Raw genomic sequence first — 25,938 nt, forward strand, 5'->3', positions numbered from 1 at the left:
CCACATGGAAACAAAAGCATTAGTTGAAAAAGCAATTGAAGCCCGTCAGAAGGCTTATGTTCCGTATTCAAAATTTCAAGTTGGCGCAGCATTGCTGACCGGGGACGATTCTTTGTTCCTCGGTTGCAATATTGAAAACGCTTCTTTTGGCATGACAAACTGTGCTGAAAGAACAGCGATATTTAAAGCGGTTTCAGAAGGCCAGCAGAAAATAAAAGCCATTGCGGTCGCCGGTGATACTGGAGGACCAATCTCTCCTTGCGGTGCATGCCGCCAGGTCATTGCAGAATTTTGCGATGAAAATACAAAAATTATTCTTTCCAATCTTAAAGGTGATATCAAGGAAACATCAATTCATGAGCTTTTGCCAGGATTCTTTTCTTCGAAGGATTTAGCGTAGTTTCTCACTTCACCTTGCCAAATAACAACTTAGGAGAAATGACTTATGACATATATTATTGCGATTCTAGGGCTTGTTGTCGTACTGGGTTTGGCACTGCTTGCATCCAATAACCGCAAACAAGTCAATTATAAGCCAATTGCCATTATGATCGTTCTGCAGCTCATTCTGGCCTACATTCTATTAAATACAAGATTTGGTCTGGTTGTCATTAAAGCGTTTGCCGGTGTGTTTGAAAAGCTGCTTAAATATGCAGCGGCTGGTGTTGACTTTGTCTTTGGCGGAATCGCCAACGATGGTCAGGCACCGTTCTTTTTGACGGTATTGCTTCCAATCGTGTTTATTTCTGTTTTGATCGGGATTTTCCAATACATTAAAGTACTTCCGCTCATTATGAGAGCCATTGGGTTTGTCCTCAGTAAAGTAAACGGCATGGGTAAACTCGAATCCTACAATGCCATCGCTTCAGCTATGGTTGGACAATCTGAAGTCTTCATCACTGTGAAAAAGCAATTGGGACGTATTCCGGAGCACCGCTTGTACACACTCTGTGCATCAGCGATGTCTACGGTCTCCATGTCGATCGTCGGTGCCTACATGACCATGATCGAACCGAAATATGTGGTGACGGCACTTGTGCTTAACCTTTTTGGCGGATTCATTATTGCTTCCATCATCAATCCATATAAAGTGGACGAGAACGAAGATATTCTTGAAGTACAGGAAGAAGAAAAGCAATCTTTCTTCGAAATGCTTGGCGAATACATCATGGACGGCTTTAAAGTCGCCATCATCGTAGGTGCCATGCTGATTGGTTTTGTTGCCTTGATGGCAGCGATCGACAGTGTGTTTGATTTGATTTTCGGTGTTACCTTCCAGCACGTGCTTGGATATATCTTTGCTCCGGTTGCCTTCATCATGGGTGTGCCTTGGGCAGAAGCGGTTTCTGCCGGCGGAATTATGGCGACCAAATTGGTTACAAACGAGTTCGTAGCGATGATTCAGCTAGGAAAAGTACAAGAGGCCATGAGCCCTCGTACATTGGGTATCATCTCTGTATTCCTTGTATCCTTCGCTAACTTCTCATCTATCGGAATTATCGCCGGTGCGGTTAAAGGACTAAGTGAAAAGCAAGGTAACGTGGTTGCGCGTTTTGGACTGAAGCTTCTTTACGGAGCAACGCTTGTCAGCGTCCTTTCAGCCATCATCGTAAGTTTCATTCTGTAAGTTCAATTTTAAAAGATCAAGCAGGCATATCCCTTACTGCTCCGTGCGGAGGGATCTGCTTTTTCTTTTTTAACGATTAAAAGTGAGGTGAATAGCCTGTGAGGGTTTTTTCTCACAGCAAACATTATGGGTGACGTCGGTTTATTCCTTTCAGGAGCGGCCCTATTCTTAAATAGCTTTATGCTTTTCGGTAAAGCCGATGGCAAGAGTGTTGGATATTTTAACTTGTTTGTCGGAGTGCTTCAGGTGGTTATCCCTTTTTACCTGATCGTGATCTCGGATCAACAGCATTGGACCATCTTTAATTTGGCTTCGATCTTTTTATTCGGTCTGACGTATTTATTTGTTGGTGTTACGAACGTGAAAGGCCTTCACGGCAGCGGCCTTGGCTATTATTCGCTATGGGTTTCGGTTATTGCAATTCTATATGCTGTTGTGTCGTTCCTGAAGTTCTATGATACAGTCGGCAGTTTGACTTGGGTCGCATGGGCCTATTTATGGTTCCTGTTCTTCCTTTCAGGTGCTTTAAACAAAAAGATTGACTCGTATATTGGCAAGGTTGCCTTCGTGCAGTCATGGGTGACGTTGACTTTCCCTGCTCTTCTTTCGATGGCAGGAGTATGGAAAACACAGGCTGTTTCACAGGCTTGGACATACGTGCTTATCGCATCGTTCGTATACTTTATCGTTTGCACTATTCAACTGGTATTGAATTCACAGAAAAAAGAAAAGCGTTTGAAAGTACAGGCGGCTTCTTAATTCCAAAGAAATTCTCTCCAAGGATCGGGAGGATTTCTTTTTTCTTTGACGTAGTACATCATCAAGAATAGAGAGTGGAGGCGGAAAAGGATGGCTAAAGAAGAGCTGCCGGCCGTATGGTTTGAAAGTCAGCAAGCATTAGAAAAATGGCTTGAAGAGCATCATGTTTCATCCCCAGGCATTCGGATTCATATTGCGAAAAAGAATTCAGGCAAGGCAACGCCGAGCTATGCTGAAGCTGTGGAAAGCGCCTTATGCTACGGCTGGATTGACAGCCGGAAGGAAAAATATGATGATCAAACATGGTTGCAGCGGTTCACGCCGAGAGGGCCAAAAAGCATCTGGTCGAAAGTGAATAAGGAGAAGGCTGAAGAACTCCTGGCGGCAGGGAGGATGAAATCTGCCGGACTCCGGGCCATTGAAATGGCGAAGGAAAATGGACTTTGGGAAAAAGCGTATTCTCCTCAAAGCGAGAAGTCCCTGCCGGTGGATTTCCAAAAAGCGCTTGATCAGCGGCCAAACGCAAAAGCTTATTTTGAAACATTAAACAGCCAGAACCGGTATGCCATTCTTTTCAGACTTCAGACAGCAAAGAAACCGGAAACCCGGATGAAACGGATGAGTCAATTTTTGGAGATGCTTGAAAAAGGCGAGAAGATTTACCCATAAGCAAAAAATAGAAAGCAGGAAAATGATGAGGATCAATCAATACATCAGTCAGGCAATGGCAATCTCCAGACGGGAAACAGACAGGCTTCTTAAAGCAGGAAGGATTACTGTGAATGGATCAGTATGCGAAATGGGACAGATTGTTGGGCCGGACGACATCGTGCGGATTGATGGGAAAACCATTAAAAATAAGGTAAAATTGGTGTACATTATCTTGAATAAACCGGCCGGCATTACGTGTACGGCCGCTTCACATATCGAAGGGAATATCATTGATTTTATTGGTTATCACGAACGGATTTTTCCTGTCGGCCGTCTGGATAAAGCTTCAGAAGGTCTCATTCTGATGACCAATGATGGTGAACTGTCTCATGCCATCTCACACGGCGATCATAAACATGAAAAGGAATACCTGGTAACACTTAATAATCCCTTTAGCAACGAATTTATTTCAGGAATGGCACAGGGGGTACAGATTCCCGGTGCGGTTACAAAGCCGTGTGTGGTAGAACGGGTGAGTGATGATGAATTTCGTATCATTTTGACTCAGGGATTGAACCGGCAAATCCGGAGAATGTGCCGGGCATTTGGGTACACTGTCATTAAACTGGAACGCATCCGGATTATGGGCATTTCTTTGGGGGACTTGCCCAGGGGCCAGTGGCGGCATTTGACAGAGGAAGAGGTCAGCGGCATTAATAATGGGCTGATCCTCTAAGGAAGGAGGCGTACAGGATGAAAGCAGAGCTGAAGGACATTGTATCGAAAAGCATATTAACTCCCGGTGTGGGGCAACTCGATGATTTTACGCACTCCCTGAATCCGTATGCCGGCTGTACTTTTGCGTGTTCTTACTGTTATGTAAGGCAGCTTCCCATCTCCCTTTATCGGGATGAGGAGTGGGGGACTTGGGTGGATATCAAGACGAATGCTGCTGATTTGCTGCGGCAGGAGCTCTCAAAGGCCAGAAGGAAAGGGCCCGTTACCATTTTTATGGCTTCTTCCACAGATCCGTATCAGCCATTGGAGCATGAAACGAAGCTGACCCGTTCACTGCTCGAAGTCATGCTCGAACTACCACCCGATTTTCTTCATGTCCAAACCCGTTCACCGTTAGTTAAACGAGATATTGACCTTTTAAAGCAATTTGGCGATCATGTGCGGGTATCGATGACCATTGAAACCGATAAGGAAGATATCAGAAAAGCATTTGCTCCCACAGCTCCGCCGATTCCGGCCAGAATGCAGGCACTCCGGGAGATTAAGGAAGCGGGCATTACGACGCAGGCGAGCCTGTCTCCGCTGCTGCCCTGCTCAAAAGAATTTCCTCAAAAGCTGCGGCCCATCGCAGACCGGGTGACAATTGATGATTTTTGGATGGGAGACGGCAGCGGCGGCAAACGGACCGAGCGGCTTGGCATTTCGGACATCTACAAACGCACGGGAATGGAAAAGTGGTACAACCCTTCCGCTTATAAAGTGGTTCTAAAGATGATGCAGGAACAGATTGGCGATGAGGTAGAGGTCATGCTTTCAAAGGACGGCTTCACGCCCATTCCTGAAAAGCGGGAAGCGGGAATAGGCGAGAATTTGACCTTTTTCTAATGGTAAAAGCACAGCCTGCGCTGTGCTTTTTTGTCGAATGCGGGACTATTTTCTTCAGACTAAATGACCATTTTATTGAATTTTCAGAAAATGTATGTACTTGCTCTTCCGCTCTATGAATAATGGATGTATCTCATAGAATGGAGGATGCATATGCACAGCAAAATAATTTTAAAGTGGGTGGCAGTACTCACCTTCATCGCCTGTATTGGATTTGGGGGAATGAATTTTACTTCGGCAACAAAGGAAGGAGAACTGGAGTGGAACGGGAAGCAGCTTAATACCCTGGAGGTCAATGGCAAGCCGTATGTACCGGCTGATGAACTGGCCAGTGCATCAGGGAGTGTGCTGCATAAAAAGCGGAACCATTATACGGTGGCTTCTAGGCTGGACCGCATTATGAAAAAAGGGGTCATTCGTGTAGGAACGACAGGGGACTATAAGCCGTTTACCTTTTACAACCCGGACACCAAAACGTTCGAAGGCTTTGATATTGAAGCTGCTGAACGGATGGCCAAGGATCTTGGTGTTAAGGTCAAGTTTGTAAAAACCTCGTGGCCCACACTCATGGATGATTTGCTGGATGACAAGTTTGATATTGCAGTCGGCGGAGTGAGCCGTAATACAGAACGCCAAAAGACGGCTCAATTAACCCGGCCGTATTTGAATGAAGGCAAATCGCCATTGATCCGAATGGAAGATAAGGACCGGTTCACGAGCCTGGAGGCGATTGATCAGCCTGATGTAACGATTGGCGTCAATCCTGGTGGAACCAATCAAAAGTTTGTTGATGCCAACATTAAAAAGGCAAAGGTCGTGGTGGTGCAAAACAACCTTGATATCCCTCATATGGTCGCTGAAGGAAAAGTGGATGTGATGATCACAGACAGTACCGAAGCAATGTATTATGCCAGCAGGGATGAGAGGCTCTATGCGGCGCTTACCGACAAAACATTCACGAAAAGCCAGAAAGCGTATATGATCCCACGAGGAGATTCTGTTTATGAGAACTGGGTGAACCTCTGGATGGATGAAATGGAACTGCAGGGTGAATTTGACCGGCTTAAAGATAAGTATATCTTTAATAAATAATCTCATCGAAAGGCGACTCAGAAAATGGAGTCGTCTTATTTTTTTAGGTCGAAAGACACTGAACCATAAGGGTACTGGTTGAACAAAAATATCGAACCAGCTCAAATGCTGCCTTCTGATGTCGAAAGAATAATGATTCTGCACGCAAGGAATTAAGGCCAAATGCCCTATTTGTATGTAAAAAACTGGATTAACATGGAGGGGTAAGCCAAAAGAAGGAGGAATGTGAGTGAAAGTCAAATCGAAGTTTCTGAAGCTTTTTGTAACCGGAACGGCCTTATTCTCCATGAGTTTACCTTCCTATGTGCATGCCCAAGCAAGTACGTCCTCTGTTAAATCTGTTAAAGAGCAACTAAACCCGCCTCTGTCACAGCCAAAATACGCCTACAGTGATGCCATCCGTGAAACTGTATTTGTAGAATCACAGCTCGACACCGACAACAATGGAAAAAAAGACCGTATTGCCATGGACATTATCCGTCCAAAGGAAACGGAGGATTCCCTAAAGGTTCCGGTCATCATGGATGCCTCACCTTATTATGAACGATTGGGACGAGGCAATGAGTCCGAAGTCAAGGACAAAGACAAAGACGGCATCAATGAAATGTTTCCGCTCTGGTATGACAATTATTTTGTACCGAGGGGCTATGCGGTGGCCCAGCCGGAAATGGTCGGTACCAATCAGTCAGATGGCTGCCCGACAACAGGAGGCCCTGAAGAGATCGAAAGCATTAAAGCGACGATCGATTGGCTGAATGGCCGCGCCAAAGCATGGAATAAGGACGGAAAAGAAGTAGAAGCCTATTGGACTGATGGAAAAGTAGGCATGATCGGGAAATCGTATGACGGCACGTTGGCCAATGGTGTGGCAGCGACCGGGGTGGAGGGATTAGAAACCATTGTCCCCATCGGTGCGATCAGTTCTTGGTATGACTATTACCGTTATGGCGGAATTCCTTATTACAAAGGAGGACCTTCAGGGCTTGCCCGAACGGTCGTCAATTCCAAACGACAGGCGCAATGCGAACCGGTCCGCCAGCAGCTTCTTCAGGGATCAGATGATGCAACTGGCGATTACAATTCATTCTGGGATGAGAGAAACTACATAAATGATGTGAAAAACGTAAAGGCGAGTGTTTTTCTGATCCATGGCTTGAACGATTACAATGTAAAAACCAATCAGTTCTCCCGCTGGTGGGCAGAGCTTGCCAAACAAAAGGTTCCGCGAAAAATCTGGCTGGCACAGACCGGGCATGTGGATCCATTTGATTTCCGCCGTTCAGAATGGGTGGATACACTTCATCAATGGTTTGATTATTGGCTGAAGGATATGAAAAACGACATTATGAAAGAACCAATGGCAGATATTGAACGGTCCGCAGATAACTGGAAAACGTATTCAACATGGCCGGACAAGCAGGCCAAGTACGTGAAGATCAATCTGGCAGCGACTAAAAAAGGGGAAACAGGGGAGCTTACCAAGAATTCTGAATTGAAAAGTCCTTCCATCTCCTTTACGGATAATCCTTTGTTAACAGAAAAGCAGCTTGTCCAGCCAGATGCCTCTCTTAATAAAAACAGACTGCTGTTCTTATCAAAGCCACTTTCACAAGATGTCAGTTTCAGCGGCACGCCGAAAATCGAGCTTAGTGTAGCGACGAATGCGGAGGATACGAACTTTACAGCGTACCTGGTGGATTATGGAACCGATACGAGGGTGAACCATGAAGGCAGAGGGGAAGGCATCACGACATTGACGGAGGAAGATTGCTGGGGTGAGAGCTATGGTGCGGATGATGCCTGCTATAAAAAGACCGTAAAGAACACCCATACCTCCGACTACGAGATTGTGACCCGGAGCTGGATGGATGCTCAAAACTATCAATCTCTTTCTGTGACCACACTGCTGAATCCAGGAAAACCGTATCAGGTGCGATGGGATGCCCTGCCGGAAGACTATATTTTTAAGGCGGGTCACCGGATCGGTCTTGTAATTGCAGGAAGTGACGACAACTGGACGGTGCCGGATACAACGAAAGCAGAAAATACGATTCTGCTTCCTAGAAGTTCGTTGCGTCTTCCAGTTGTAGGAGGAGAAAGATCGATAGACTTTTAATGGCAAAAGCTGGCCCGGCATAATGCATCATGGTGCATTTTATTCGGGTCAGCTTTTCTATTATTTTTTCTTCGTTTTTAGCAGTTTTGCTTCCGTATCATAAAGATAGCCTATTTTCCGGTGATTCATAACGTCCTCAGGCACGGTGTCCCAGGGATACATGGGATCGGTCGGATTATGTCGAAAAGGGCCTTTCTTTTGCGGTAAATAGAGTTCCTTTTTTTTCTGACTTTAAGTTTGGTTGCCACCACATATCCCTGCTTTCAAAGACAAAATAGGCATGGGACAATAAAAAGTCCCGGGATACAGCCATCAGGCTTCCCGGGATCAGGTATTGCTTTAGTTTTCATACACCGTTACTTTTACGTCTTTACGGCCCCAATTGATGGCATCTCCATGGTCAGCGATGAACACATCAAGCATTTTTCCGTTAATGCCGCCGCCAATATCAGCGGCAATGGCTGTACCATAGCCTTCAACGACAACTTTTGATCCAAGTGGAATCACATCCGGATCGACAGCGACCACTTTTCCGTTGCTGTATTTCTTCAGATCAATGCCCATTTTTGTCTTACCGGAACAGCCATCACAGTCCGCTGTGTAAGCCGAACTGTTCACCGTGAAGCTTCTGGTGGAGTAAGAAGGACTTTTTTGGCGTAGTTTTTTGTATGTACTCGGCCCTGCGATGCCATCAGCGGAAAGTCCATGGTTTTTTTGGAATGAAGTCACTGCAGATACCGTACCATCTCCATAAATACCGTCAACTGTGGAACTGTATGCGTTCCAAGCCTTTAGCAGGCGCTGAAGTTCGATGACAGGTTTGCCGATATCCCCTTTGCGCAGTACTTTTATTTTATTAATCGTTTCTGATCCTGCAATCCCATCAGCTTTAATACGGGATTGGGTTTGAAATTGCTCTACAGCGTTTTTCGTAATCGGTCCATAGTATCCTGTAGCGGTATGATACGGAAAAACACCCTTCGTCATTAAATACTCCTGAAGATCAACCACATCACTGTTACTTGATCCTTGTGACAGCATTTGGCTGCCTAGAGCGGCACTGCTATGTCCAGGAAACAATAAGCCTGTACAGAGGGCTGCCGCCATTAAAAGTCCCAACCATTTTTTCATCGTATTTCTCCCCTTTGTCATTCGTAATAAATCCTCTAAGTTGTTCGTCAGGAAATGACAATATAGGGGGAATTCTGGCATAAACGCTTCTATTTTCCTATAAACCTTACAATATCAGCCAAGGTCTGTTTGCTGCTTTTTCCAGGAGGGTAATTCTAGTGATGAAAGTGCCGCGATGAATCTTTCTTCTTCTGTTCCTCGTTTTTGCCTCCACTTCGGTTTTTATCTACGTCTTAAGTCTTAGTCGTTTTACGTTTACAGGGCAATGGAGAAAATGGGGATCATGCGGTATGGTAAAGGCAGGGGAAAGTAAAATATTTCTAAAAATGAAACTCAAGTCTGTTCTGTTCGTAGTAATAGAAAAGACATGAAGTCGGGAGCGATTGACATGAACGGGTTTTTAGGTTTTGTCGTAAAAATCATCAGCGGCTTTAATACCATGGCCATCGTATGGCTGCTGTCCTTCTTTGCCTTCGACCAATCCTTTTGGCTTTCAAGCGGTTTGGCCATTGGCGGCGGTTTGGCCGGTTATTGGATGGCATCGATGCTCTGGAACTGGCGGCTGCTGAAAAAACATCAGCTCACCCGCGGTGAATATAAATACATTCAAAAAAATTTAAGAGAAGCCAAACCGAAAATTCACCGGCTGCAAAAAACGCTGTTTTCGATTCGTGACATTCCCACGTTAAAGCAGAGATTTGAGCTGACGAAAATTACAAGAAAAATATACAGTATGACCAAAAGGGAGCCGAGGCGCTTTTTTCAAGGAGAGAGATTTTTCTTCACCCATTTGGATTCTGCGGTTGAACTTACAGAGAAGTATGCGTTTTTATCCAGCCAGCCAAAGAAAAACTGGGAAATTCAGGAGTCCCTTTCTGAAACAAGAAGGACGTTAAAAGAGCTTACCGAATACATTGAAGAGGACTTGTACCATATGCTTTCAGATGACATGGAAGAACTGAACTTTGAACTGGATGTAGCCAGACATTCCATGAAAATGCTGAAAGAAACCAAATTAGAAACGAAAGCAGGAGATTATCATGAGCGATAATACATCACCTCTCTATAATCAGGATGATAAATTGGATATTATGGACGACCTGCTTGCGGACCCGTTCGGTGAAACGCCGAAGGTTCCGGAGGTTCAGCAGGAAGAACCGGCCACACAGCGGAAATTAATCGATGTGCTCCCGGAGGAGAACAAAGCAAAAGCCTATCAGCTGGCCCAGCAGATTGACCCGAAAAATCATCAGGCTATGATCACCTATGGCTCCCCTGCCCAGTCGAAGCTTTTGTCGTTCTCGAACACGATGCTCGACCAGGTGAAAAAGCAGGATGTTGGACAGGTTGGCGATATCATTAACGATCTGATGAAGAAATTAAGCAACGTCAATCCGGAAGAACTGCAATCCAACAAACCTTCGTTGTTTGGCAGGGTATTCGGCAAAATTTCCGGATCGGTTCAGGAGGTGCTGTCCAAGTATCAAAAGACAGGTGCCCAGATCGACCGGATTGGTTTGAAACTCGACAGCAGTAAAAATGTACTGCTGGCCGATATCGCCATGCTGGAGAAGCTCTATGACCATAACAAAGAGTATTTTCAGGCGTTGAATGTCTACATTGCAGCAGGGGAACTGAAGCTTGAGGAAATCAACACTAAAGTGATCCCGGCACTACGGAAAGAAGCGGAAGACACGAATGACCAGATGAAATATCAGGAAGTCAACGATATGGTGCAGTTTGCCGACAGACTGGACAAACGGCTTCACGACCTGAAGCTGAGCCGCGAAATCACCATTCAGAGTGCGCCGCAAATCCGCCTGATTCAAAACACGAACCAGGCGCTTGTGGAAAAGATCCAGTCATCCATCATGACGGCGATTCCGCTCTGGAAAAACCAAGTCGCGATTGCGCTTACTCTTCTTCGTCAGCGGAGTGCCGTGGAAGCACAGAAAAAGGTCGCCAAAACGACCAACGATCTGCTGCTGAAAAATGCGGAAATGCTTAAAGCCAACACGCTCGAGACCGCCCGTGAAAATGAACGGGGACTTGTTGATATCGAGACGCTGAAGAAGACGCAGGAAAACCTCATGTCCACCCTGGAGGAAACACTCAAAATTCAGGAGGAGGGCCGTCACAAGCGCCGATTGGCTGAAAACGAGCTGGCCCAGATGGAGACCGGCCTGAGACAGAAGCTCTTGGAGATCAAAGGACAATAACATCGTTGATAAAAGGCCATCCCGTGTGGAACGTGATGGTCTTTTTTGTGGCATTCCTTTTTAGTCCACAGAATATAACAAGTAGGGGATAACACAGGTTCAGATATGATGGGGGACAGCTCATGACGAGATTTGGTTTTGTACTCGAAACTAAAGAATACAAGCGGAACACCCAATCTCTATTTTGATTCCAAAACAACGTCTTTTTTAAAAGAGATGAGGAGGCGTATGAGGTGACATCCACCCAGCTTCACGCCATGGCGGGAGGAGCGTTTGTTAACCTTATGCGAGAGCCCCACTGGCATCCGCTGGCGAGTCTATAGAGAATGATGGAATTACCGTCAATATCAATAATAAGATCATCGATGTTTGATTGCAGGGCCGTGCCTCTTTTAAAGCGGGCGGTTTTTTGTTGTTGGGGCGGTTGAGGTGGGACTTGCCCGGAAGTGGATGAAAGATGCTCGGAAATTCGACAAACTTGCCCGGAAAGAAAGCCCATGGTTTCGGGAACCTTGGGCTTTCATCTGGGCACAAACGTTTCCTCTGACCAACACTTTTATAGGTGTATTGCTTTTATACCAGAACCCAAAAACGTTGCTATAGACCCACCCGGATAGCACCTGCTACGATATTTATGAAGAAGAATTTGGGGGATGGCTATTTATGGATGAGCAGCGTTATCAAAATTTGAAATTGGGAGAAAGAGGGGCAATCATCAGTATTGTGGCTTACATTTGTTTGTCCGTTCTGAAGCTGGTCATCAGTTACTTCAGCCATTCGGAAGCTTTAAGAGCTGATGGATTAAACAATGTGACAGATATTATCGCTTCACTGGCCGTATTGGTCGGATTAAAGCTGTCGCGCAAGCCGCCGGACAAAGATCATCCATACGGCCATTGGAAAAGTGAAACAATTGCTTCGTTAACGGCTTCGCTTATTATGGCAGCCGTTGGGCTTCAGGTATTATTTGAAGCTGTATCCTCCATGTTTTCAGGTGTAAAGGAATCCCCGGATTTAATCGCCGGCTGGACGGGGTTGTTCTGTGCGGCTGTCATGTATTTTGTATATCGGTATAACCAGGCCCTGGCAAAAAAAATCAACAGTTCAGCCGTAAATGCAGCAGCAAAAGATAATCTTTCGGATGCATGGGTGAGTATCGGAAGTGCGGTAGGTATTTTCGGCTCACAGTTGAACTTGCCATGGCTGGATTCGCTTACCGCCTTGATTGTGGGCATGTTGATCTGTAAAACGGCATGGGATATTTTTAAAGACGCGTCTCATCAACTTTCTGACGGGTTCGATGAAAACCTGATTACCTCCTATCGTGAGACGATTCAAAACGTGGAGGGGGTAAAAGGAGTCAAAGAGATCAAGGCCAGAAACTATGGCAATAATGCGGTTGTCGATATTGTGATTTTTGTAAAATCGACACTGGATATCAAGGCTGCTCACGATATATCAACCATCGTGGAAAACACTCTGGTAAAAAAGTATGACGTTTATGATGTGCATGTTCATGTTGAGCCAAACTCATAGAAAAAGGGACATCTCTGGTAAAGAGAGTCCCTTTTGTTATTGCTATTTTTGTGCATAAACCGGTACTTCCATGATGATTTTATAAGAGGACAAGAGGCTGTAAAGATTGTGCATTTGCGTGGTCTGTTTGACAGCCCAGCCGATGTCCGTTGCGTATTGATGGGTAGCTTTTCCGCTGTTTGACGCAGCAAGCGGATTCCATCTCATTTTGTAGAGCGTGTCTTGCTCCGCCTGGATGTAATCCTGAGAGATGAATCTGGCACCGCCGATGATTGCGGCTTCCGGTGTAAACCATCCTTCGGCAAAAGCTCGTGCGGCCCCCTTGTTGATCGGATCGCTGTCCACTGCACCGATACCGTACATATTATAGACCGTTCTTCCGTTGTATTGAATACCTGTTGCAAGCTTAGAGGTTCCGTTTCCGGTTTCAAGCAGCGCATGGGAAATCAGGTAGATTTCATTGATATGGTAGGTTTCCCCTGCTGTGATAAAGGCTGCCGCCTGTCCTTGAAGGATTCCTTTACCAGTGAGAATGCGTTGATTGACCTCATCGGCATTCAGACTGGCCGATTGTGAGAGTTTAATAAACTGATACGATTTAACCGGATCATTTTTAAAATTGTTGGAATCCATATAGTATTTCACGTCATCAGGGCTTGCGTTGGCCCACGTTTTATAAGCGACCTGGTACCAAATTTTCCCGTCGGTTCCTTTGACACTGCCAAGAACCTTTAGCTTGGTTCCGTTGTTCACCGTGCCAAGGGACCAAAAGCCAGTTCCGGCACCGTTTCTGACATTCCAATTATCGCCTACCACTGTGGCAGTTGTGCCTGAGACAGTAACTGCACTTTGGTGAATATAATTTTTATATAAATCGGTTTGCGGGCTGACTTTCATCTGCATGGCAACCATATCATCTAGCGTTCTGCCATAAAGTGCTTCATAATCCGATGAAGGTACGGGATCTCCTTTTACGGTAAGGTAGGAGGAGCTGACATAGCCCGTTTTTCCATTCGCATCGATCTTGGCCCATCCGTTTTCTTCAGAGAGCACTTTGACTGCTGTATCATGCGCCAGCTGAAGCACAACAGAATAGGAGGTTGCTGGCCCTGATCTCATATTCAATGTGTCCGCCGTGACAAACTTAATTACTGAAACAGGTTCAGGAGTTGGTGTTGGCTTTGGAACTGGAACTGGCGCGGGCTCAGGCTTTGGGGCGGGTGCGGGTGTTGGCACTGGCTTTGGAGCCGGAGCAGCCGGTTTTTTATCAGTAAGGTATTTCACACTGACGTAGCCGTCCTTGCCGCTTGCTTTTACCTTTGCCCAGCCGTTCGCTTCAGAATAGACATCAACCGATGATCCGTCCTTTAGTACCGAAACGACTGCTGAATCCGTAGAAGCACTTTTTCTTAGATTCAGGTTACCACCGGATACTGTTACATATTTGGTTGTTGGTTTAGGCGCAGCCGGGGCAGGTGCAGGCTTTGGTGCAGGAGCCTCCGATTTTTTATCAGTAAGGTATTTCACACTGACGTAACCATCCTTGCCGCCTGCTTTTACTTTTGCCCAGCCGTTGGTTTCGGCGTAGACATTAACGGTGGATCCGTTCTTTAGAACCGTAACGACTGCCGATCCGGTAGATGCGCTTTTTCGAAGGTTCAGGTTTCCGCCCGTCACGTATTTGGTTGTGAATTTGGGTGGTGCTGATTGTGGTGTGCTGACGACTGGCTTTTTGTCAGAAAGATTCTTGCTGCTGACATAGCCGTCTTTACCATTGGCTTTAATTTTTGACCACCCTTTCGATTCGGAGTAGACCGTAACGGCCAAACCGTTTTTAAGTGTGGCGACAATTGCAGAGGTCGAAGATGCGCTTTTGTATACGTCCAGGGTTCCGCCAGAGCTGACCACTGAATATTTCGTGGTTGTTTTTGGCGCTGAAGGTTTGGGAGCTGCAACGACCGGTTTTTTTGCTGTTAAGTACTTGAGGCTGACATATCCGCCTTTGCCATTGGCCTTAATTTTAGCCCAGCCTTTGGCTTCGGAATAGACAGTAACGGCCAGTCCGTTTTTCAGTGTTGTTACAACGGGTGAAGCGGTGGTGGCACTTTTTCTCAAGTTAAGGTTCCCGCCTGAACCCACTGTAACATATTTGGTTGTTGTTTTTGGGACGGCAGCTGCCGCCTTGACGGTAGAAGGATTTGAAGCTGTAAGATACTTTGAACTGACATATCCCAGTTTGTTGTTATATCTCAGTCTGGCCCATCCTTTGCTTTCGGAATAGACGATTACCTTGTTGCCTTTAACCAGCTTTCCGATAATGGACGCTTTTGTAGATGCGCTTTTGCGCAAATTCAGGCTAGACGTTGCACTGACATTCACATATTTCGTTTTTGCTTCCTGAGCGGACACTGCATCCGCATGAAGACTTTGATATAAGGCAGCTGTAGTAAGCACAGCGAAACATATCCCCGGAATAAATGATTTATTCATTTCCCTCTCCTCTATCCATGAACTGTATTTAGAATTTTGAATCTATGAAGTTTATCGGCAGGCAGAGGGAAATTTTTATTACAATTAGGTAACAAAATGCATAAGTATACGATTAATTTTAAATAAAATAAAATTAAGGTATTAAATAATTCAAAATGGGAATGGAATTATGAAGTGGTTGAAAAGCTATGTCCTGATTTTAGGATTGAGCCGGCACCTAAAAATAATGGAGTTAGTCGAATTTATATCAATTCAGTTGAAGATTTATTAGAAATGAAAAGTCTCATAATAGCCTGTTTTGATGGAGTAAAAGAAGAAAATAGAGTTACAACATGAGGGGAAGGTTAAAACAGCTTATCTAGGATAAGCTGTTTTCTTTTCAGCCTTTTCATTCGTCTATTTTCTAATTATTGCTTTTGGAAAACAATTTTTTGTTTCTTCATTGCAGTTGATTGGAGTGTAAGGTGCGAGACTCCAGTGGGAAAAGCGGGACAGATGAGACCCCGCAGGAGCTTGCGACGAGGAGGCTCAGCGCCCGCCCACGGAAAGCGAGCACCCTGGAACGGAAATCAACCACTCTCAAGAGAAGCAAAGGTTTGCTAAAACAGTCTTTTATAAACAAGGGTTTTATTAAATTATGGTGAAGTTATTAGTTAATACATCCACGAACTACATATGCAGGGCTTGTTTCTACACTAAAACGTGGGAGGAAGGACGATATGTATCCGACAATTGGAAAGCTGTTTGATCAAAGCGTCAAAAAGTATCCGAAGAAGGAAGCGCTTGTGGATGTGTCACAGGGGAAAAGATGGTCGTATGAAGAATGGAATCAATATGTGAACCGTGTGGCCCAGGCCTTTATTTCATCCGGTGTAAGAAAGGGAGATATTGTTTCTGTTTTCATGCACAATACGAGTGAGTTTGCGACGGTTTACTTTGCGTGTGCCAAAATTGGTGCCGTACTGAATCCGATTAACTTTCGATTAAAATCAGGCGAAGTATCGTATATTCTTAACGATTCGAAGCCTGTTCTTTTAATTTATGAAAAAGCACTGGAAGACCAGGTAATGCTCCTGTTCGATGAGTTTCCGCTTGTGTCGTTCTGGTCGATCAGCGAAGACCAGCCGGATCCGGCGATAAGCTTCCATGAGCGGGTCCGGTCCGCAGAGGCTATGGAACCTGAAGTGGAGCTTGATGAGAATGATCTTTATGCGATTATGTATACGAGCGGGACCACGGGCCAGCCCAAGGGAGTCATGCACAGGCACCGCGACATGATCGAGCAGAGTCTGACATGCATGCAGGCGCTGCAGCTCAGGCCATCGGACAGGGGCTTAACTGCAGCCCCTATGTTCCACTGTGCAGAGCTGCATTGCGCGTTTTTGCCGCGCATACATAATGGATGCACCACTGTAATTCTTCATCATTTTGACGCGAAAAAAGTGCTTGATACGATTCAGCGTGAAAAAATCACCGTAATGTTTGGGGCACCCACGATGTGGAACATGATGCTGCAGGAGGACCAAAGTGCTTATAACCTTTCATCCATGAGGTTTGGTCTCTACGGAGGTGCTTCGATGGCGCCGGTTCTTGTACGGGCCTTAGGGGAGAAAATGGGGATACACCTGGTACAGGCGTATGGCATGACAGAAATGGGCCCGGCCATCTCCTTTTTGTTTGAGGATGAACAGGAGAGCAAAGCTGGTTCTGCGGGAAAAGCTTGTTTCAATCATGAGATACGGGTGGTACGGCCGGGAAGCACCGGTCCGTCTGATCCTGATGACATTCTCCCGCCAGGAGAGCCGGGCGAAATTATTGTCAGGGGACCTAGTGTGATGAAGGGCTATTACAGTAGAGTTGAGGCGACAGAGCGTGTCCTTTATAAGGGATGGTACCATAGCGGGGACATCGGGTATATGGATGAGGAAGGCTATTTATTTGTTTCAGACCGTATGGACGATATGATTGTCAGCGGTGGCGAGAACATTTATCCCCGGGAAGTGGAAGATGTGCTGTATGAACATGAAGGAGTTCTGGATGTAGCGGTGCTTGGTGCACCTGATGACAAGTGGGGAGAACGGGTGACCGCTATTGTGGTCAAAAAGGACGAAAACCTGACGGAGCACGAACTCGACGAGTTTTGCCGGAACAGCAGCAAACTGGCAGATTACAAACGCCCGCGCAAGTTTATATTTGTGCCGGAGATGCCAAGAAATGCAAGCGGAAAAATCCAGAAGTATTTGCTCCGTAACACCTATACCGAACTGCCAGCACAATAAAAAAACAGTCCCCGTAAAGGGACTGACTGCTAAGGTGTGTTTTTATAGCTGTCTAAGTATGGTCTGTTCAATCTTTCGAATTACATCTCCACGGCTGATTACACCGACCACTCGTTTTTCCTCGTTTACCACCGGCAGCTTTTTGAAGTGATGCTTTGCCAGCAGCTGCAGGACTTTTTCCATTTCATCCTCTGGAGAAACAGTAATCAGACCGTTCCGCTTGGCAATTTTAATGACGCTGACTTCTCCGAGTTCTTTAAGGAATTGCTCCAGTTCTTGTTTTTGCTCATAAATGACAAAGGTGAAAAAATCATAGATCTGCCGTTCGCGTGGTTTGATAGCGCGCAGGATATCGCCGTCCGAGACCATGCCCAGCAGTTCTCCTTCCTCATCCACAATAGGCATACCGCCAATTTTCTTGTGAACAATAAGACTCATGACATCCTGAAGGGTATCGTCCGGTTTTGCAGTAATGACATTTGAAATCATGAATTCTTTTACTTTCATAAGGCACCTCGTATCATATAGATTAAAAAAAGATGGAAGAAAAGCCATAGAAAATTCTATGGCTTTTCAGTATCCCGTTTTTGCTGCATGGATTTCAGAGCGTTACGGTAATCATTGTCCTTCATGGACAGCTTCTCCTTTGGCTCTGCAGGAGCAGCAGAAGAAGGCTTGGTTTTTAGTTTTTGCAGGGCTTTGCGGTATTCATCGTCACCCATGGAATTGGGATCTTTTTCAGGAACAGGCGCATGGCCCTTTGGTGATGATGGAGTAGCCGGCTCTTGCTCTTGATGCTGATCAACAGCTGCTGACGTTTCTTCCCTGAGAAAATCCCCATCAGGCTGATCTGTGTCTGGAGACTGTTTCGGTTCTTCGACAGGAGAATCCTCTTTGTTGCGGGATGAAAACGCCCTCGTGTTAATCACAATCAAAACAACAATCAAGATCACGGCAACTGCAATCAGTAAAATCGGGAGCATCTTTCATCACCTACCGTTCTGTAAATTGTCGTGCTACTGTGGCTACACGTTCTCCCAATGCCCGGCCAAGTGCCTGGTCATCTTCTGTAATAAGTTCATTCCCTTCAATCGGGCATGTTATTCCTACTCCATAATACGAACCATACAGCGCGTTTTCAGGGATATTGCCAGGAAGTCCTGCAATAATCATTCCCTGGTGAAGCATCGGTGTGATCAAATTAAGCAGTGTGGCTTCCAAACCACCGTGTGTGGTCGCAGTGGTACAAAACACAGCACCGACTTTATTGATTAATTTTCCTTCGGCCCATAAATAGCCAAGTTTATCAATCCAGGTTTTTAATCCTGAGCTGATGGTGCCAAAATGTCCGGGACAACCCCAGATGATGGCATCCATTTCGGGAAGGGTATAGACATCTGCTTCATCCACATGCTGTAGATAAACAGTGGCTCCTTCCACCTGCTCTGCTCCGCGCGCAATCGCTTCTGCAAGAGATTTAGTATGTCCGCCTTCACTATCATAGACTACACATATTTTCATCAAACATTCCTCCATTTAGTAAAGTAATGCGTCAGGACACGTTTTTAGGTGCCGGCAGAAGAAGAACTTCTTCCTTCTTCTGTTCAGGGGCTGAAACATTGGCTTTATCCTTACGTACGTCACGAAGGAACACGCTCAACACAAGACCGATTGCCGAAATAACGGTAGCCCAGATAAACGCATCATTAATGCCGGCAATGCTTGACTGTTGACTTGCTCTTCCGGCCAGAATCTGCACAGCTTGTGACTGTGCCTGTGAGACAGGCAGATGCAAGGTCATTGCTACTTTTTGTACAAATTCATGGAAGGATGCCATAAAGAACGGATCGGCTGTGTTCATTGCACCTTCCATTTCGTTCACATGGAACGTTGTACGGTTTGTAAAAATGGTTGTAATTAAGCTGATTCCGATTGATCCGCTGACCTGACGGAGCGTATTCGACATGGACGTACCATGGCTGCTCAAATGTTTCGGCAGCTGATTCAAACCAGCCGTCATAATCGGCATCATCAGAAATGACATGCCGAACATTCGGAACATGTAAAGAACCACAATAAATGTATAGGGTGTGTCCATTGTTAACTTCGTAAAATAATACGTTGTTGCTGTTGTAATCGCCATACCGAAGATAGCGAGAGGGCGAGGCCCTACTTTATCAAAAAGAGTACCTGAAACAGGGGACATGACCAGCATGATCAATGCACCCGGCAGCAAAAGCAGACCGGAATCCAATGGAGAATATCCACGGATGGTTTGCAGATAGATCGGAAGCAGGAACATCCCTGAAAACAAGCTGATTGTTAAAACGACGTTAATAACACTGGAAAGTGAAAAGATGCTGTATTTGAAAATGCGCATATCCAGCAATGGTTTTTCGATGCGAAGCTGTCGGATAACAAAAATCGCGAGCAAGACCGCACCTGCAATCATGGTAGAAAGTACTACAGCATCATCCCAGCCGTCATTTCCTGCTTCACTGAAACCATATAGCAGCAGCGCCATTCCGGCCAGTGATGTAACGACCGATGGTGCATCCACCTTTACTTTCTTGGCAGGCTGAATGTCTTTCAGGCTGAAAAAGGCAAATATCAGAACAATAGCTCCCAGAGGAACCATTCCTGTGAAAAGAAGGTGCCAGTCATAATTTTGTACCACCCAACCTGAAAGGGTTGGACCAACGGCCGGAGCAAACATCATGGCAAGACCAAAGATACCCATACCACGGCCACGGATTTCAGGCGGGAAGATAAACAGAATGATGGTCATGACGAGCGGAGCGAGAACACCACCGCCTACCGCCTGTATTAAACGACCGATTAACATGACCGGAAAACCTGTAGCTATACCGCAAATCAATGAACCAAGGGTAAAACAAAACATCGCGAATAAAAACAGGCGCCGAACCGCAAAACGTTCAATCAAGAACGGTGATAATGGAATAAGCGCTCCGTTGACGAGCATGTAGCCGGTCAATAACCATTGCGCAGTGTTGGCTGAAACACCGAATTCCGTAATCAAATGGGGAATGGCCACGTTCAGCAATGTCTGGTTGAGGATGGCAAGGAACAATCCGACCATGAGGATGACCAGCAAAGGAATATATCTTTTGATTCCATGTGCATCTTGTGGTTGCTGTAATTCATCTGTCATTCATTCTTCCTCCTTTCTTCGGAAGTAATAAGTTAATTAAAAATTAGTTCTTGGAAATTTTAACTTCCGCGTTCATACCTGGTAAAACTTTATTGGATGAATTCGTAATAGAAATTTTAACCGGTACAGTTTGTGTTACTTTAGTATAATTGCCGTCATCATTGGATTTTGGCATTAAAGAAAATAGAGAGTTAGTTGCATAACCGATTTTTTCAACGCTTCCGTCAATGGTGGTATCATCATCGCCATCTACAGTAACGTCCACTTGGTCGCCTTCCTCGATATCTTTTAGTTCATCTTCTTTAATGTTGGCAATCACAAAAAGTGAGTCCATATCTACTTCGCTTGCAAGTGTTTGGCCAGCTTGAACCATTTGGTCGTTGTTGGCTTGTTTTTTGATAATGGTTCCATCAGCTGGAGTTTTGACGGACATTGATTTTTCAGCTCCGGAAATTTTTCCTAGCTCATCATCCTTGGAAACCTTTTTTCCTTCTTCAAGATTAAATGCGGAAAGTTTTCCGTCGGCAGGAGCTGTGATCGTATGAAGATCACCTGATACTTTCGCGTTATCGGTTGTCACATAGTTGTTATTTTGAATATAGTAGTACGCTCCTCCTGCAATTAAAGCAAGTACCACAATAAATGCGACGATGTTGGTCATGAGCAATCGGCCTCTTGACATTTAGTTTTCCTCCTTAATGGTTAATATTGTTAACTGTATCGTACAATTAACTATTTATGAGATATACCTTTTCCTCAAAGTTTTACTTTTTAGTAAAGATACTTTATGATAAAGGTATTGTCTAAGTAAACACTTTACCACAAAGAAATGATGGGCACAATAAATATATACTTTAAATTTTTGAGTGTTATTTACCATTATATTGAACAAAGGAAGGCAAAGGGGAAAGGGTATGAACGAACAAATGCAAAAGAAGATTAATGAGCTGGACAAGATCAATGATACCTTCTTTCAATTGCGGCGTGCATTTATCGAAGACCAAATGAAGGAATTCTCATATAGCTTAACCGCAACTAAATACTCCGTACTGAAAATGATCTTTGAGAACCATAAGTGCATGGTTGTTGATATATCGAACAAAATGAGGCTGACTTCCGGGGCCACGACCACACTTCTTAATCAGTTGGAGGATGACAAGTTGATTCAGCGGACACGTGATGAAAAGGACAGGCGTGTGGTGTGGATTATTCTTTCCAAGGATGGAAAGGCACTAATGGAAACGATTTTGAGAAAAAGGGACCATTTTTGGATGGAGATGCTTTCCACGCTGGAAAGAGAAGAACAGGAAGAATACATTCGTTTGTTGAAAAAAATAGAAGCAGGCATCCGGGCGAAGGTGAAGTAAGCTTCGTCTTCAGCCATTATCTGCCTCAAAAGCAAGGAGATCTTTTATATGAAAACCAGAGGACGGCTCGTACAGGATTTAGTGATTAGTTACCGGAATCAGACCAAGAAGATCAGGTCTTGTTTTCATCCGCTGCTCAAAGACTATATCCCTTATAATGAATATGCAGTGTTGAAAGTGTTGAACTGCTTTGGTGATCAGATGGTATCTGAAATTGCGGATCATCTGCATGTGACCAACAGCCACATCTCTGTTACGAGTGATAAACTGATCAACCGCGGACTGGTGAAACGGACCCACAGCAGTGAAGACCGCAGAATCGTCTATCTGTCTATCACATCTGAAGGAAAACGGATGGCGGAGAAAATGGAAGAAGTTCTGCAGGGTTTTTATGAAAAAATATTTGAAGAATTGACAGAAGAAGAAATGGAAACGTTTATTTCCTTATTAAATAAAATAAAAATGTAATGGAAGTGGGAAATTAGCCGTATATTATAGGAAAAGGAATTGTAAATTCCATGAAATGCATTAGTATAGAAGGGTATAGTTTACATACAAAGGACGTGCTACATGAAGAAGCATATACCCAATTTGCTTACGCTCGGAAACCTTTATTGCGGCTTTTTTTCGATCGGCTATATTATTGACGGCGACAGCAAAAACGCAACCATCCTGATTTTTATTGCCATTATGCTTGATGCGGTGGATGGCAGGGTGGCCCGAATTCTCGGAGTAACCAATGAGATGGGGAAGGAATTGGATTCCCTTGCAGACGTGGTTTCTTTCGGAGTCGCTCCGGCGTTTTTAGCGGCCCATACGTATTTGGCGGACTTCCATTATATATATGGTGTAGCCATGGCGGGCATATTTCCTGTCTTTGGAGCGTACCGGCTCGCACGTTTCAATGTAACCTCATCAGAGGAATCACTGAAACGGTTTACCGGCATTCCGATTACCCTCGCAGGTGCAATTGTTACATTCCTGGTACTGTTCGTAAAAACCATTCCGTTATGGGTATTTCTTCTTGCCTTTTACGGATTGGCTGTTCTGATGGTGAGTACCCTTAAGATACCGAGCTTTAAAAACATCAAGCTGCCCAAAAACGGTGTTATTGTTACCCTGTTCTTATTCTATATGTTCTACCTTTTGGCCAAAGCGAGATTTGAAAAAGTTCCCGTATTTTTCTATTTGGCCCTCGCCATTTACATGCTGTTCATCATCATCCGCTTCATCCGGGTAAAAGAACCAAAACTCCCGAGATGGAAGCGTGGAAGATAATGTGATAGACACCCATCCTTAAAAAAAGGATGGGTGTTTTTGCTTTTTTAAAGGTGGCTCATGAGAGTCCGTTCCAGGATGCTCGTTTTGGCGGGGGCTGAGCCTTACCGGCGCGAACGCCTTACACTCCAATCAACTTTTCAGTGGGGTCACCTCTTTTGTGAGCAGATCATGTCGAAAAGATGTTGTTGACCGGAGTGGTCAATCAGCATATACTGATGTTGACCCAAGTGGTCAATGAAATGAAAAAATGAAAGAAGTGCTGCTCTTGAATTCTAAATTTTTCAGTCTCGATGACGAGAAACAAATCAAAATTTTAAATGCGGCAATCAAAGTATATGTACAAAAAGGGTATGACCACGCATCGACCAATGAAATTGTGAAGGAGGCAGGCATATCGAAAGGACTGCTGTTTCATTATTTCAAAAACAAGAAAACGCTCTACCTGTTTTTGTTTGACCACTGTGTGGAGGTCGTAATGGAGGATTTTTATAAAAAAACGGTTATGGAGGAGCCCGACTTCTTTAAAAGGCTTCATGACATGACGCTGATCAAAATAGAACTGCTTCAAACGTATCCCGATATTTTTCGCTTTTTTGAAAAGGTGATGCTGGAGGAGTCGGAGCAGATTAGGAGCGACTTTCAAAGCCGGATTAAGGAGTTCACAGCAAGCAGTTCGACGTGGCTGTTTGACGGGATTGACCATTCTCGGTTCCGGGATGATCTGGATCTTCCGAAAGCCATAAAAAGTATGATGTGGACGTTCCAGGGACTGAGTGAAGAATATTTGATGAAAGCGAAAATGAAACAGCAGGAACTGGATTATGATGAGGTGTTTGCTGAATCGAAAGCTTATATTGAAATGTTTAAACAAGCATTTTACAAATGACGGGAGGCTGCTGCCATGAACGTGATTGAACTGAATAAGTTAACCAAACGATACGGCCAGTCAAGAGGAATCGAGGACATTACCTTTTCTGTGAAGGAAGGGGAGATCTTTGGTTTTATTGGCCCGAATGGTGCAGGCAAGTCCACTACGCTTCGAACTCTTTTGTCCATCATTTACCCGACGAGCGGCAGTGCATCCATTTTCGGAAAGGACGTTGTAAAGTATGGGCCTGAAATTAAAAAGCATATTGGATATTTGCCGTCGGAGGTATTTTATTACGACAAGATGAAGGTAAAGGACCTTCTCCATTACTCGGCCAGCTTTTACAAAAAGGACTGCAAAAAGCGAATCCGTGATTTGGCAGAGAGAATGGATCTGGACCTGAACAAGCGAATCGATGACCTGTCTTATGGAAATCGGAAGAAGGTAGGGATTGTTCAGGGATTGCTGCACGAACCGAAGCTCATTATTCTGGATGAACCAACTGGCGGGCTGGATCCACTAATGCAGCAAACGTTCTTTGAACTATTAAAAGAAGAGAACCAAAAAGGAGCCACCATTCTCTTTTCCTCCCACATTCTCAGTGAAGTGCAAAAGATGTGTGACCGTGTCGCCATTATTAAGGAAGGAAAACTGATTACGGTCGAAAAAATCAGCACCCTGCAGGAAAGAAACCACAAGAAAATCAGAATTGAAACCAAAGTGCCCGTCGATGCCGGACTGTTTGCCCTCGATGGCGTTACGAGAATCGAAAGTGAAGAGGGAAACCGGATCAGCTTTTTATACAGCGGGGATATCAATCTGATCATGAGGAAACTTGCGGAAGTACAGCTTGCTAACCTGTGGGTGGATGAACCCGACCTGGAAGAAATTTTTCTTCATTATTATGAAAAGGAGGATGTTCAAGGTGAACATGTTCCTGCACGAGCTTAGAGAGAACCGGCGCCCCATGATAATCTGGACCTTTTCGCTTGTGGCGGTGACGGTTTTGTTTTTCTCGATGTATCCGTCCATAGAAAAGGATGGCGATCAATTTATCAAGGTGCTGCACAATTATCCGGAGGGTGTTTTGAAGGCATTGGGTGTGCAGATCAACAGCATTACCTCATTGCTTGGATTTTACTCCTATTTCTTCTTATATATCATGTTGTGCGGTGCCATTCAGGCGATGAATCTGGGAACTGGAATCCTGTCAAAGGAAGTGAGCGGGAAAACGGCGGAATTCATTTTAACCAAACCGGTGACACGGGTGAAAATTATGATCTCCAAACTATTTGCTGTGCTTGCGATCCTGGTGATCACCAACCTGGTGTTTGTTGCCGTATCTTATATGATGGCGAAGGCGGTGGCAGTAGAGGACTTTGATATGGGCGCCTTTTTCCTCATATCAGCTGCTAATTTATTTGTGCAGCTTATATTTGCGGCGCTTGGTTTTTTTGTCTCTGCCTTATTCACAAAGATTCGTTCGGTGCTCCCGGTATCGCTCAGTACGGTTTTTGCTTTTTTTATCATCAGCATGTTCGGCTCGGCGATCGGTGATGAAGCCTCCCGCTACCTCACACCGTTCAAGTATGTTGATCTGCCCTATATAATGAAGCACTCAGCATATGAACCCCTGTATCTGGGCATGGGAGCCGCCCTCATTGCTGTGGCTGTTGGAGCGGGCTGCCTTTTGTTTGTGAAAAAAGACATCCACACGGTATAGGTGG

At 45.0% G+C, this 25,938-nt stretch carries 25 protein-coding genes and 1 pseudogene; 19 read left to right on the forward strand and 7 right to left on the reverse strand.

Going from position 1 to position 25,938, the window contains the following annotated elements; all coding sequences use genetic code 11:
* The first annotated feature begins 4 nt into the window (after window positions 1-4).
* The 8 genes from QNH15_RS03260 (at window position 5) to QNH15_RS03295 (ending at window position 7,868) form a co-directional block, all read left to right on the forward strand.
* Entirely contained in the window at window positions 5-400 is a 396-nt protein-coding gene (locus QNH15_RS03260; protein ID WP_283892562.1) for a cytidine deaminase, read from the forward strand.
* Window positions 401-445: 45 nt separating this feature from the next.
* Entirely contained in the window at window positions 446-1,627 is a 1,182-nt protein-coding gene (locus QNH15_RS03265; protein ID WP_283892563.1) for a NupC/NupG family nucleoside CNT transporter, read from the forward strand.
* 126 nt (window positions 1,628-1,753) lie between these two features.
* Window positions 1,754-2,386: an AmiS/UreI family transporter gene (locus QNH15_RS03270; RefSeq protein WP_283892565.1), complete on the forward strand. Its 633-nt coding sequence runs from the start codon at window positions 1,754-1,756 to the stop codon at window positions 2,384-2,386.
* A gap of 90 nt (window positions 2,387-2,476) precedes the next feature.
* Entirely contained in the window at window positions 2,477-3,055 is a 579-nt protein-coding gene (locus tag QNH15_RS03275; RefSeq protein ID WP_283892567.1) for a YdeI/OmpD-associated family protein, read from the forward strand.
* 25 nt (window positions 3,056-3,080) lie between these two features.
* Window positions 3,081-3,773: a pseudouridine synthase gene (locus QNH15_RS03280; protein WP_283895413.1), complete on the forward strand. Its 693-nt coding sequence runs from the start codon at window positions 3,081-3,083 to the stop codon at window positions 3,771-3,773.
* Window positions 3,774-3,790: 17 nt separating this feature from the next.
* Window positions 3,791-4,660, forward strand: coding sequence for an SPL family radical SAM protein (locus tag QNH15_RS03285; protein ID WP_283892569.1), 870 nt, complete (start codon window positions 3,791-3,793; stop codon window positions 4,658-4,660).
* A gap of 153 nt (window positions 4,661-4,813) precedes the next feature.
* On the forward strand, window positions 4,814-5,752 hold the full coding sequence (locus QNH15_RS03290) for a transporter substrate-binding domain-containing protein (RefSeq protein WP_283892570.1): 939 nt from the start codon (window positions 4,814-4,816) through the stop codon (window positions 5,750-5,752).
* 229 nt (window positions 5,753-5,981) lie between these two features.
* Window positions 5,982-7,868, forward strand: coding sequence for a Xaa-Pro dipeptidyl-peptidase (locus QNH15_RS03295; RefSeq protein WP_283892572.1), 1,887 nt, complete (start codon window positions 5,982-5,984; stop codon window positions 7,866-7,868).
* Between the two features lie 339 nt (window positions 7,869-8,207).
* Here the strand turns inward: QNH15_RS03295 and QNH15_RS03300 are convergent, their stop codons facing one another.
* Window positions 8,208-8,999, reverse strand: coding sequence for a peptidoglycan-binding protein (locus QNH15_RS03300; RefSeq protein WP_283892574.1), 792 nt, complete (start codon window positions 8,997-8,999; stop codon window positions 8,208-8,210).
* A gap of 388 nt (window positions 9,000-9,387) precedes the next feature.
* Here QNH15_RS03300 and QNH15_RS03305 point away from each other — a divergent pair, with 388 nt between their 5' ends.
* The 4 genes and pseudogenes from QNH15_RS03305 to QNH15_RS03320 all read left to right on the forward strand — a co-directional run bounded on the left by QNH15_RS03305 (window position 9,388) and on the right by QNH15_RS03320 (window position 12,754).
* On the forward strand, window positions 9,388-10,050 hold the full coding sequence (locus tag QNH15_RS03305; RefSeq protein WP_283892576.1) for a 5-bromo-4-chloroindolyl phosphate hydrolysis family protein: 663 nt from the start codon (window positions 9,388-9,390) through the stop codon (window positions 10,048-10,050).
* Complete coding sequence (locus QNH15_RS03310; protein ID WP_283892578.1) at window positions 10,040-11,218, forward strand: toxic anion resistance protein; 1,179 nt, start codon at window positions 10,040-10,042, stop codon at window positions 11,216-11,218. The genes QNH15_RS03305 and QNH15_RS03310 overlap by 11 nt, the downstream gene beginning before the upstream one ends.
* A 132-nt stretch (window positions 11,219-11,350) precedes the next feature.
* A pseudogene (locus QNH15_RS03315) lies at window positions 11,351-11,532 on the forward strand (cupin domain-containing protein); the annotation flags it as partial.
* 349 nt (window positions 11,533-11,881) lie between these two features.
* A complete protein-coding gene (locus QNH15_RS03320) occupies window positions 11,882-12,754 on the forward strand; it encodes a cation diffusion facilitator family transporter (RefSeq protein WP_283892580.1) in 873 nt (290 codons plus the stop codon).
* A gap of 42 nt (window positions 12,755-12,796) precedes the next feature.
* Here the strand turns inward: QNH15_RS03320 and QNH15_RS03325 are convergent, their stop codons facing one another.
* Entirely contained in the window at window positions 12,797-15,244 is a 2,448-nt protein-coding gene (locus QNH15_RS03325; RefSeq protein WP_283892582.1) for an SH3 domain-containing protein, read from the reverse strand.
* Between the two features lie 719 nt (window positions 15,245-15,963).
* Between QNH15_RS03325 and QNH15_RS03330 the strand changes: the two genes are divergently transcribed.
* Complete coding sequence (locus tag QNH15_RS03330; RefSeq protein WP_283892584.1) at window positions 15,964-17,523, forward strand: fatty acid--CoA ligase; 1,560 nt, start codon at window positions 15,964-15,966, stop codon at window positions 17,521-17,523.
* Window positions 17,524-17,565: 42 nt separating this feature from the next.
* Here QNH15_RS03330 and QNH15_RS03335 read toward each other — a convergent pair whose 3' ends face one another.
* From QNH15_RS03335 to QNH15_RS03355, 5 genes are read right to left on the reverse strand one after another with little or no spacing between them, the layout of a single operon-like run.
* A complete protein-coding gene (locus QNH15_RS03335) occupies window positions 17,566-18,030 on the reverse strand; it encodes a CBS domain-containing protein (protein ID WP_283892585.1) in 465 nt (154 codons plus the stop codon).
* Window positions 18,031-18,086: 56 nt separating this feature from the next.
* Window positions 18,087-18,506, reverse strand: a complete 420-nt coding sequence (locus QNH15_RS03340; RefSeq protein WP_283892586.1) for a hypothetical protein — start codon at window positions 18,504-18,506, stop codon at window positions 18,087-18,089.
* A 10-nt stretch (window positions 18,507-18,516) separates the two neighbouring features.
* Window positions 18,517-19,044 (reverse strand): NAD(P)H-dependent oxidoreductase, encoded by a 528-nt coding sequence (locus tag QNH15_RS03345; protein ID WP_090237264.1) that lies wholly within the window; start codon window positions 19,042-19,044, stop codon window positions 18,517-18,519.
* Window positions 19,045-19,075: 31 nt separating this feature from the next.
* Window positions 19,076-20,695, reverse strand: coding sequence for a DHA2 family efflux MFS transporter permease subunit (locus QNH15_RS03350; RefSeq protein WP_283892587.1), 1,620 nt, complete (start codon window positions 20,693-20,695; stop codon window positions 19,076-19,078).
* A gap of 43 nt (window positions 20,696-20,738) precedes the next feature.
* Window positions 20,739-21,377: a biotin/lipoyl-containing protein gene (locus tag QNH15_RS03355; protein ID WP_283892588.1), complete on the reverse strand. Its 639-nt coding sequence runs from the start codon at window positions 21,375-21,377 to the stop codon at window positions 20,739-20,741.
* Between the two features lie 232 nt (window positions 21,378-21,609).
* Here QNH15_RS03355 and QNH15_RS03360 point away from each other — a divergent pair, with 232 nt between their 5' ends.
* The 6 genes from QNH15_RS03360 to QNH15_RS03385 all read left to right on the forward strand — a co-directional run bounded on the left by QNH15_RS03360 (window position 21,610) and on the right by QNH15_RS03385 (window position 25,934).
* Window positions 21,610-22,062 (forward strand): MarR family winged helix-turn-helix transcriptional regulator, encoded by a 453-nt coding sequence (locus tag QNH15_RS03360; RefSeq protein WP_283892590.1) that lies wholly within the window; start codon window positions 21,610-21,612, stop codon window positions 22,060-22,062.
* Window positions 22,063-22,110: 48 nt separating this feature from the next.
* Window positions 22,111-22,530 carry a MarR family winged helix-turn-helix transcriptional regulator gene (locus tag QNH15_RS03365; protein WP_283892592.1) on the forward strand — a complete coding sequence of 140 codons (420 nt, stop codon included), beginning with the start codon at window positions 22,111-22,113 and terminating at the stop codon, window positions 22,528-22,530.
* A 102-nt stretch (window positions 22,531-22,632) separates the two neighbouring features.
* Window positions 22,633-23,340, forward strand: a complete 708-nt coding sequence (gene pssA / locus QNH15_RS03370; RefSeq protein ID WP_061974604.1) for a CDP-diacylglycerol--serine O-phosphatidyltransferase — start codon at window positions 22,633-22,635, stop codon at window positions 23,338-23,340.
* Between the two features lie 259 nt (window positions 23,341-23,599).
* Entirely contained in the window at window positions 23,600-24,229 is a 630-nt protein-coding gene (locus QNH15_RS03375; RefSeq protein WP_283895415.1) for a TetR/AcrR family transcriptional regulator, read from the forward strand.
* A 15-nt stretch (window positions 24,230-24,244) separates the two neighbouring features.
* Window positions 24,245-25,162, forward strand: a complete 918-nt coding sequence (locus QNH15_RS03380; RefSeq protein ID WP_283892595.1) for an ABC transporter ATP-binding protein — start codon at window positions 24,245-24,247, stop codon at window positions 25,160-25,162.
* Window positions 25,143-25,934, forward strand: coding sequence for an ABC transporter permease subunit (locus tag QNH15_RS03385; RefSeq protein WP_283895417.1), 792 nt, complete (start codon window positions 25,143-25,145; stop codon window positions 25,932-25,934). Before QNH15_RS03380 ends, QNH15_RS03385 begins: the two co-directional genes overlap by 20 nt.
* Window positions 25,935-25,938 lie beyond the last annotated feature (4 nt).

The sequence above is a fragment of the Fictibacillus enclensis genome, from assembly GCF_030123385.1.
Classification (GTDB): domain Bacteria; phylum Bacillota; class Bacilli; order Bacillales; family Fictibacillaceae; genus Fictibacillus_C; species Fictibacillus_C enclensis.

Excerpts from the sequence above, each read along its gene's own strand:
- QNH15_RS03280 (WP_283895413.1), top strand. The coding sequence starts at position 3,081 with ATGAGGATCAATCAATACATCAGTCAGGCAATGGCAATCTCCAGACGG.
- QNH15_RS03340 (WP_283892586.1), bottom strand. The coding sequence starts at position 18,506 with ATGCTCCCGATTTTACTGATTGCAGTTGCCGTGATCTTGATTGTTGTT.
- QNH15_RS03275 (WP_283892567.1), top strand. The coding sequence starts at position 2,477 with ATGGCTAAAGAAGAGCTGCCGGCCGTATGGTTTGAAAGTCAGCAAGCA.
- QNH15_RS03385 (WP_283895417.1), top strand. The coding sequence starts at position 25,143 with ATGTTCCTGCACGAGCTTAGAGAGAACCGGCGCCCCATGATAATCTGG.
- QNH15_RS03380 (WP_283892595.1), top strand. The coding sequence starts at position 24,245 with ATGAACGTGATTGAACTGAATAAGTTAACCAAACGATACGGCCAGTCA.
- QNH15_RS03325 (WP_283892582.1), bottom strand. The coding sequence starts at position 15,244 with ATGAATAAATCATTTATTCCGGGGATATGTTTCGCTGTGCTTACTACA.
- QNH15_RS03300 (WP_283892574.1), bottom strand. The coding sequence starts at position 8,999 with ATGAAAAAATGGTTGGGACTTTTAATGGCGGCAGCCCTCTGTACAGGC.
- QNH15_RS03270 (WP_283892565.1), top strand. The coding sequence starts at position 1,754 with ATGGGTGACGTCGGTTTATTCCTTTCAGGAGCGGCCCTATTCTTAAAT.
- QNH15_RS03330 (WP_283892584.1), top strand. The coding sequence starts at position 15,964 with ATGTATCCGACAATTGGAAAGCTGTTTGATCAAAGCGTCAAAAAGTAT.
- pssA (WP_061974604.1), top strand. The coding sequence starts at position 22,633 with ATGAAGAAGCATATACCCAATTTGCTTACGCTCGGAAACCTTTATTGC.
- QNH15_RS03350 (WP_283892587.1), bottom strand. The coding sequence starts at position 20,695 with ATGACAGATGAATTACAGCAACCACAAGATGCACATGGAATCAAAAGA.
- QNH15_RS03305 (WP_283892576.1), top strand. The coding sequence starts at position 9,388 with ATGAACGGGTTTTTAGGTTTTGTCGTAAAAATCATCAGCGGCTTTAAT.
- QNH15_RS03335 (WP_283892585.1), bottom strand. The coding sequence starts at position 18,030 with ATGAAAGTAAAAGAATTCATGATTTCAAATGTCATTACTGCAAAACCG.
- QNH15_RS03290 (WP_283892570.1), top strand. The coding sequence starts at position 4,814 with ATGCACAGCAAAATAATTTTAAAGTGGGTGGCAGTACTCACCTTCATC.
- QNH15_RS03285 (WP_283892569.1), top strand. The coding sequence starts at position 3,791 with ATGAAAGCAGAGCTGAAGGACATTGTATCGAAAAGCATATTAACTCCC.
- QNH15_RS03265 (WP_283892563.1), top strand. The coding sequence starts at position 446 with ATGACATATATTATTGCGATTCTAGGGCTTGTTGTCGTACTGGGTTTG.
- QNH15_RS03345 (WP_090237264.1), bottom strand. The coding sequence starts at position 19,044 with ATGAAAATATGTGTAGTCTATGATAGTGAAGGCGGACATACTAAATCT.
- QNH15_RS03260 (WP_283892562.1), top strand. The coding sequence starts at position 5 with ATGGAAACAAAAGCATTAGTTGAAAAAGCAATTGAAGCCCGTCAGAAG.
- QNH15_RS03310 (WP_283892578.1), top strand. The coding sequence starts at position 10,040 with ATGAGCGATAATACATCACCTCTCTATAATCAGGATGATAAATTGGAT.
- QNH15_RS03365 (WP_283892592.1), top strand. The coding sequence starts at position 22,111 with ATGAAAACCAGAGGACGGCTCGTACAGGATTTAGTGATTAGTTACCGG.
- QNH15_RS03320 (WP_283892580.1), top strand. The coding sequence starts at position 11,882 with ATGGATGAGCAGCGTTATCAAAATTTGAAATTGGGAGAAAGAGGGGCA.
- QNH15_RS03355 (WP_283892588.1), bottom strand. The coding sequence starts at position 21,377 with ATGTCAAGAGGCCGATTGCTCATGACCAACATCGTCGCATTTATTGTG.
- QNH15_RS03360 (WP_283892590.1), top strand. The coding sequence starts at position 21,610 with ATGAACGAACAAATGCAAAAGAAGATTAATGAGCTGGACAAGATCAAT.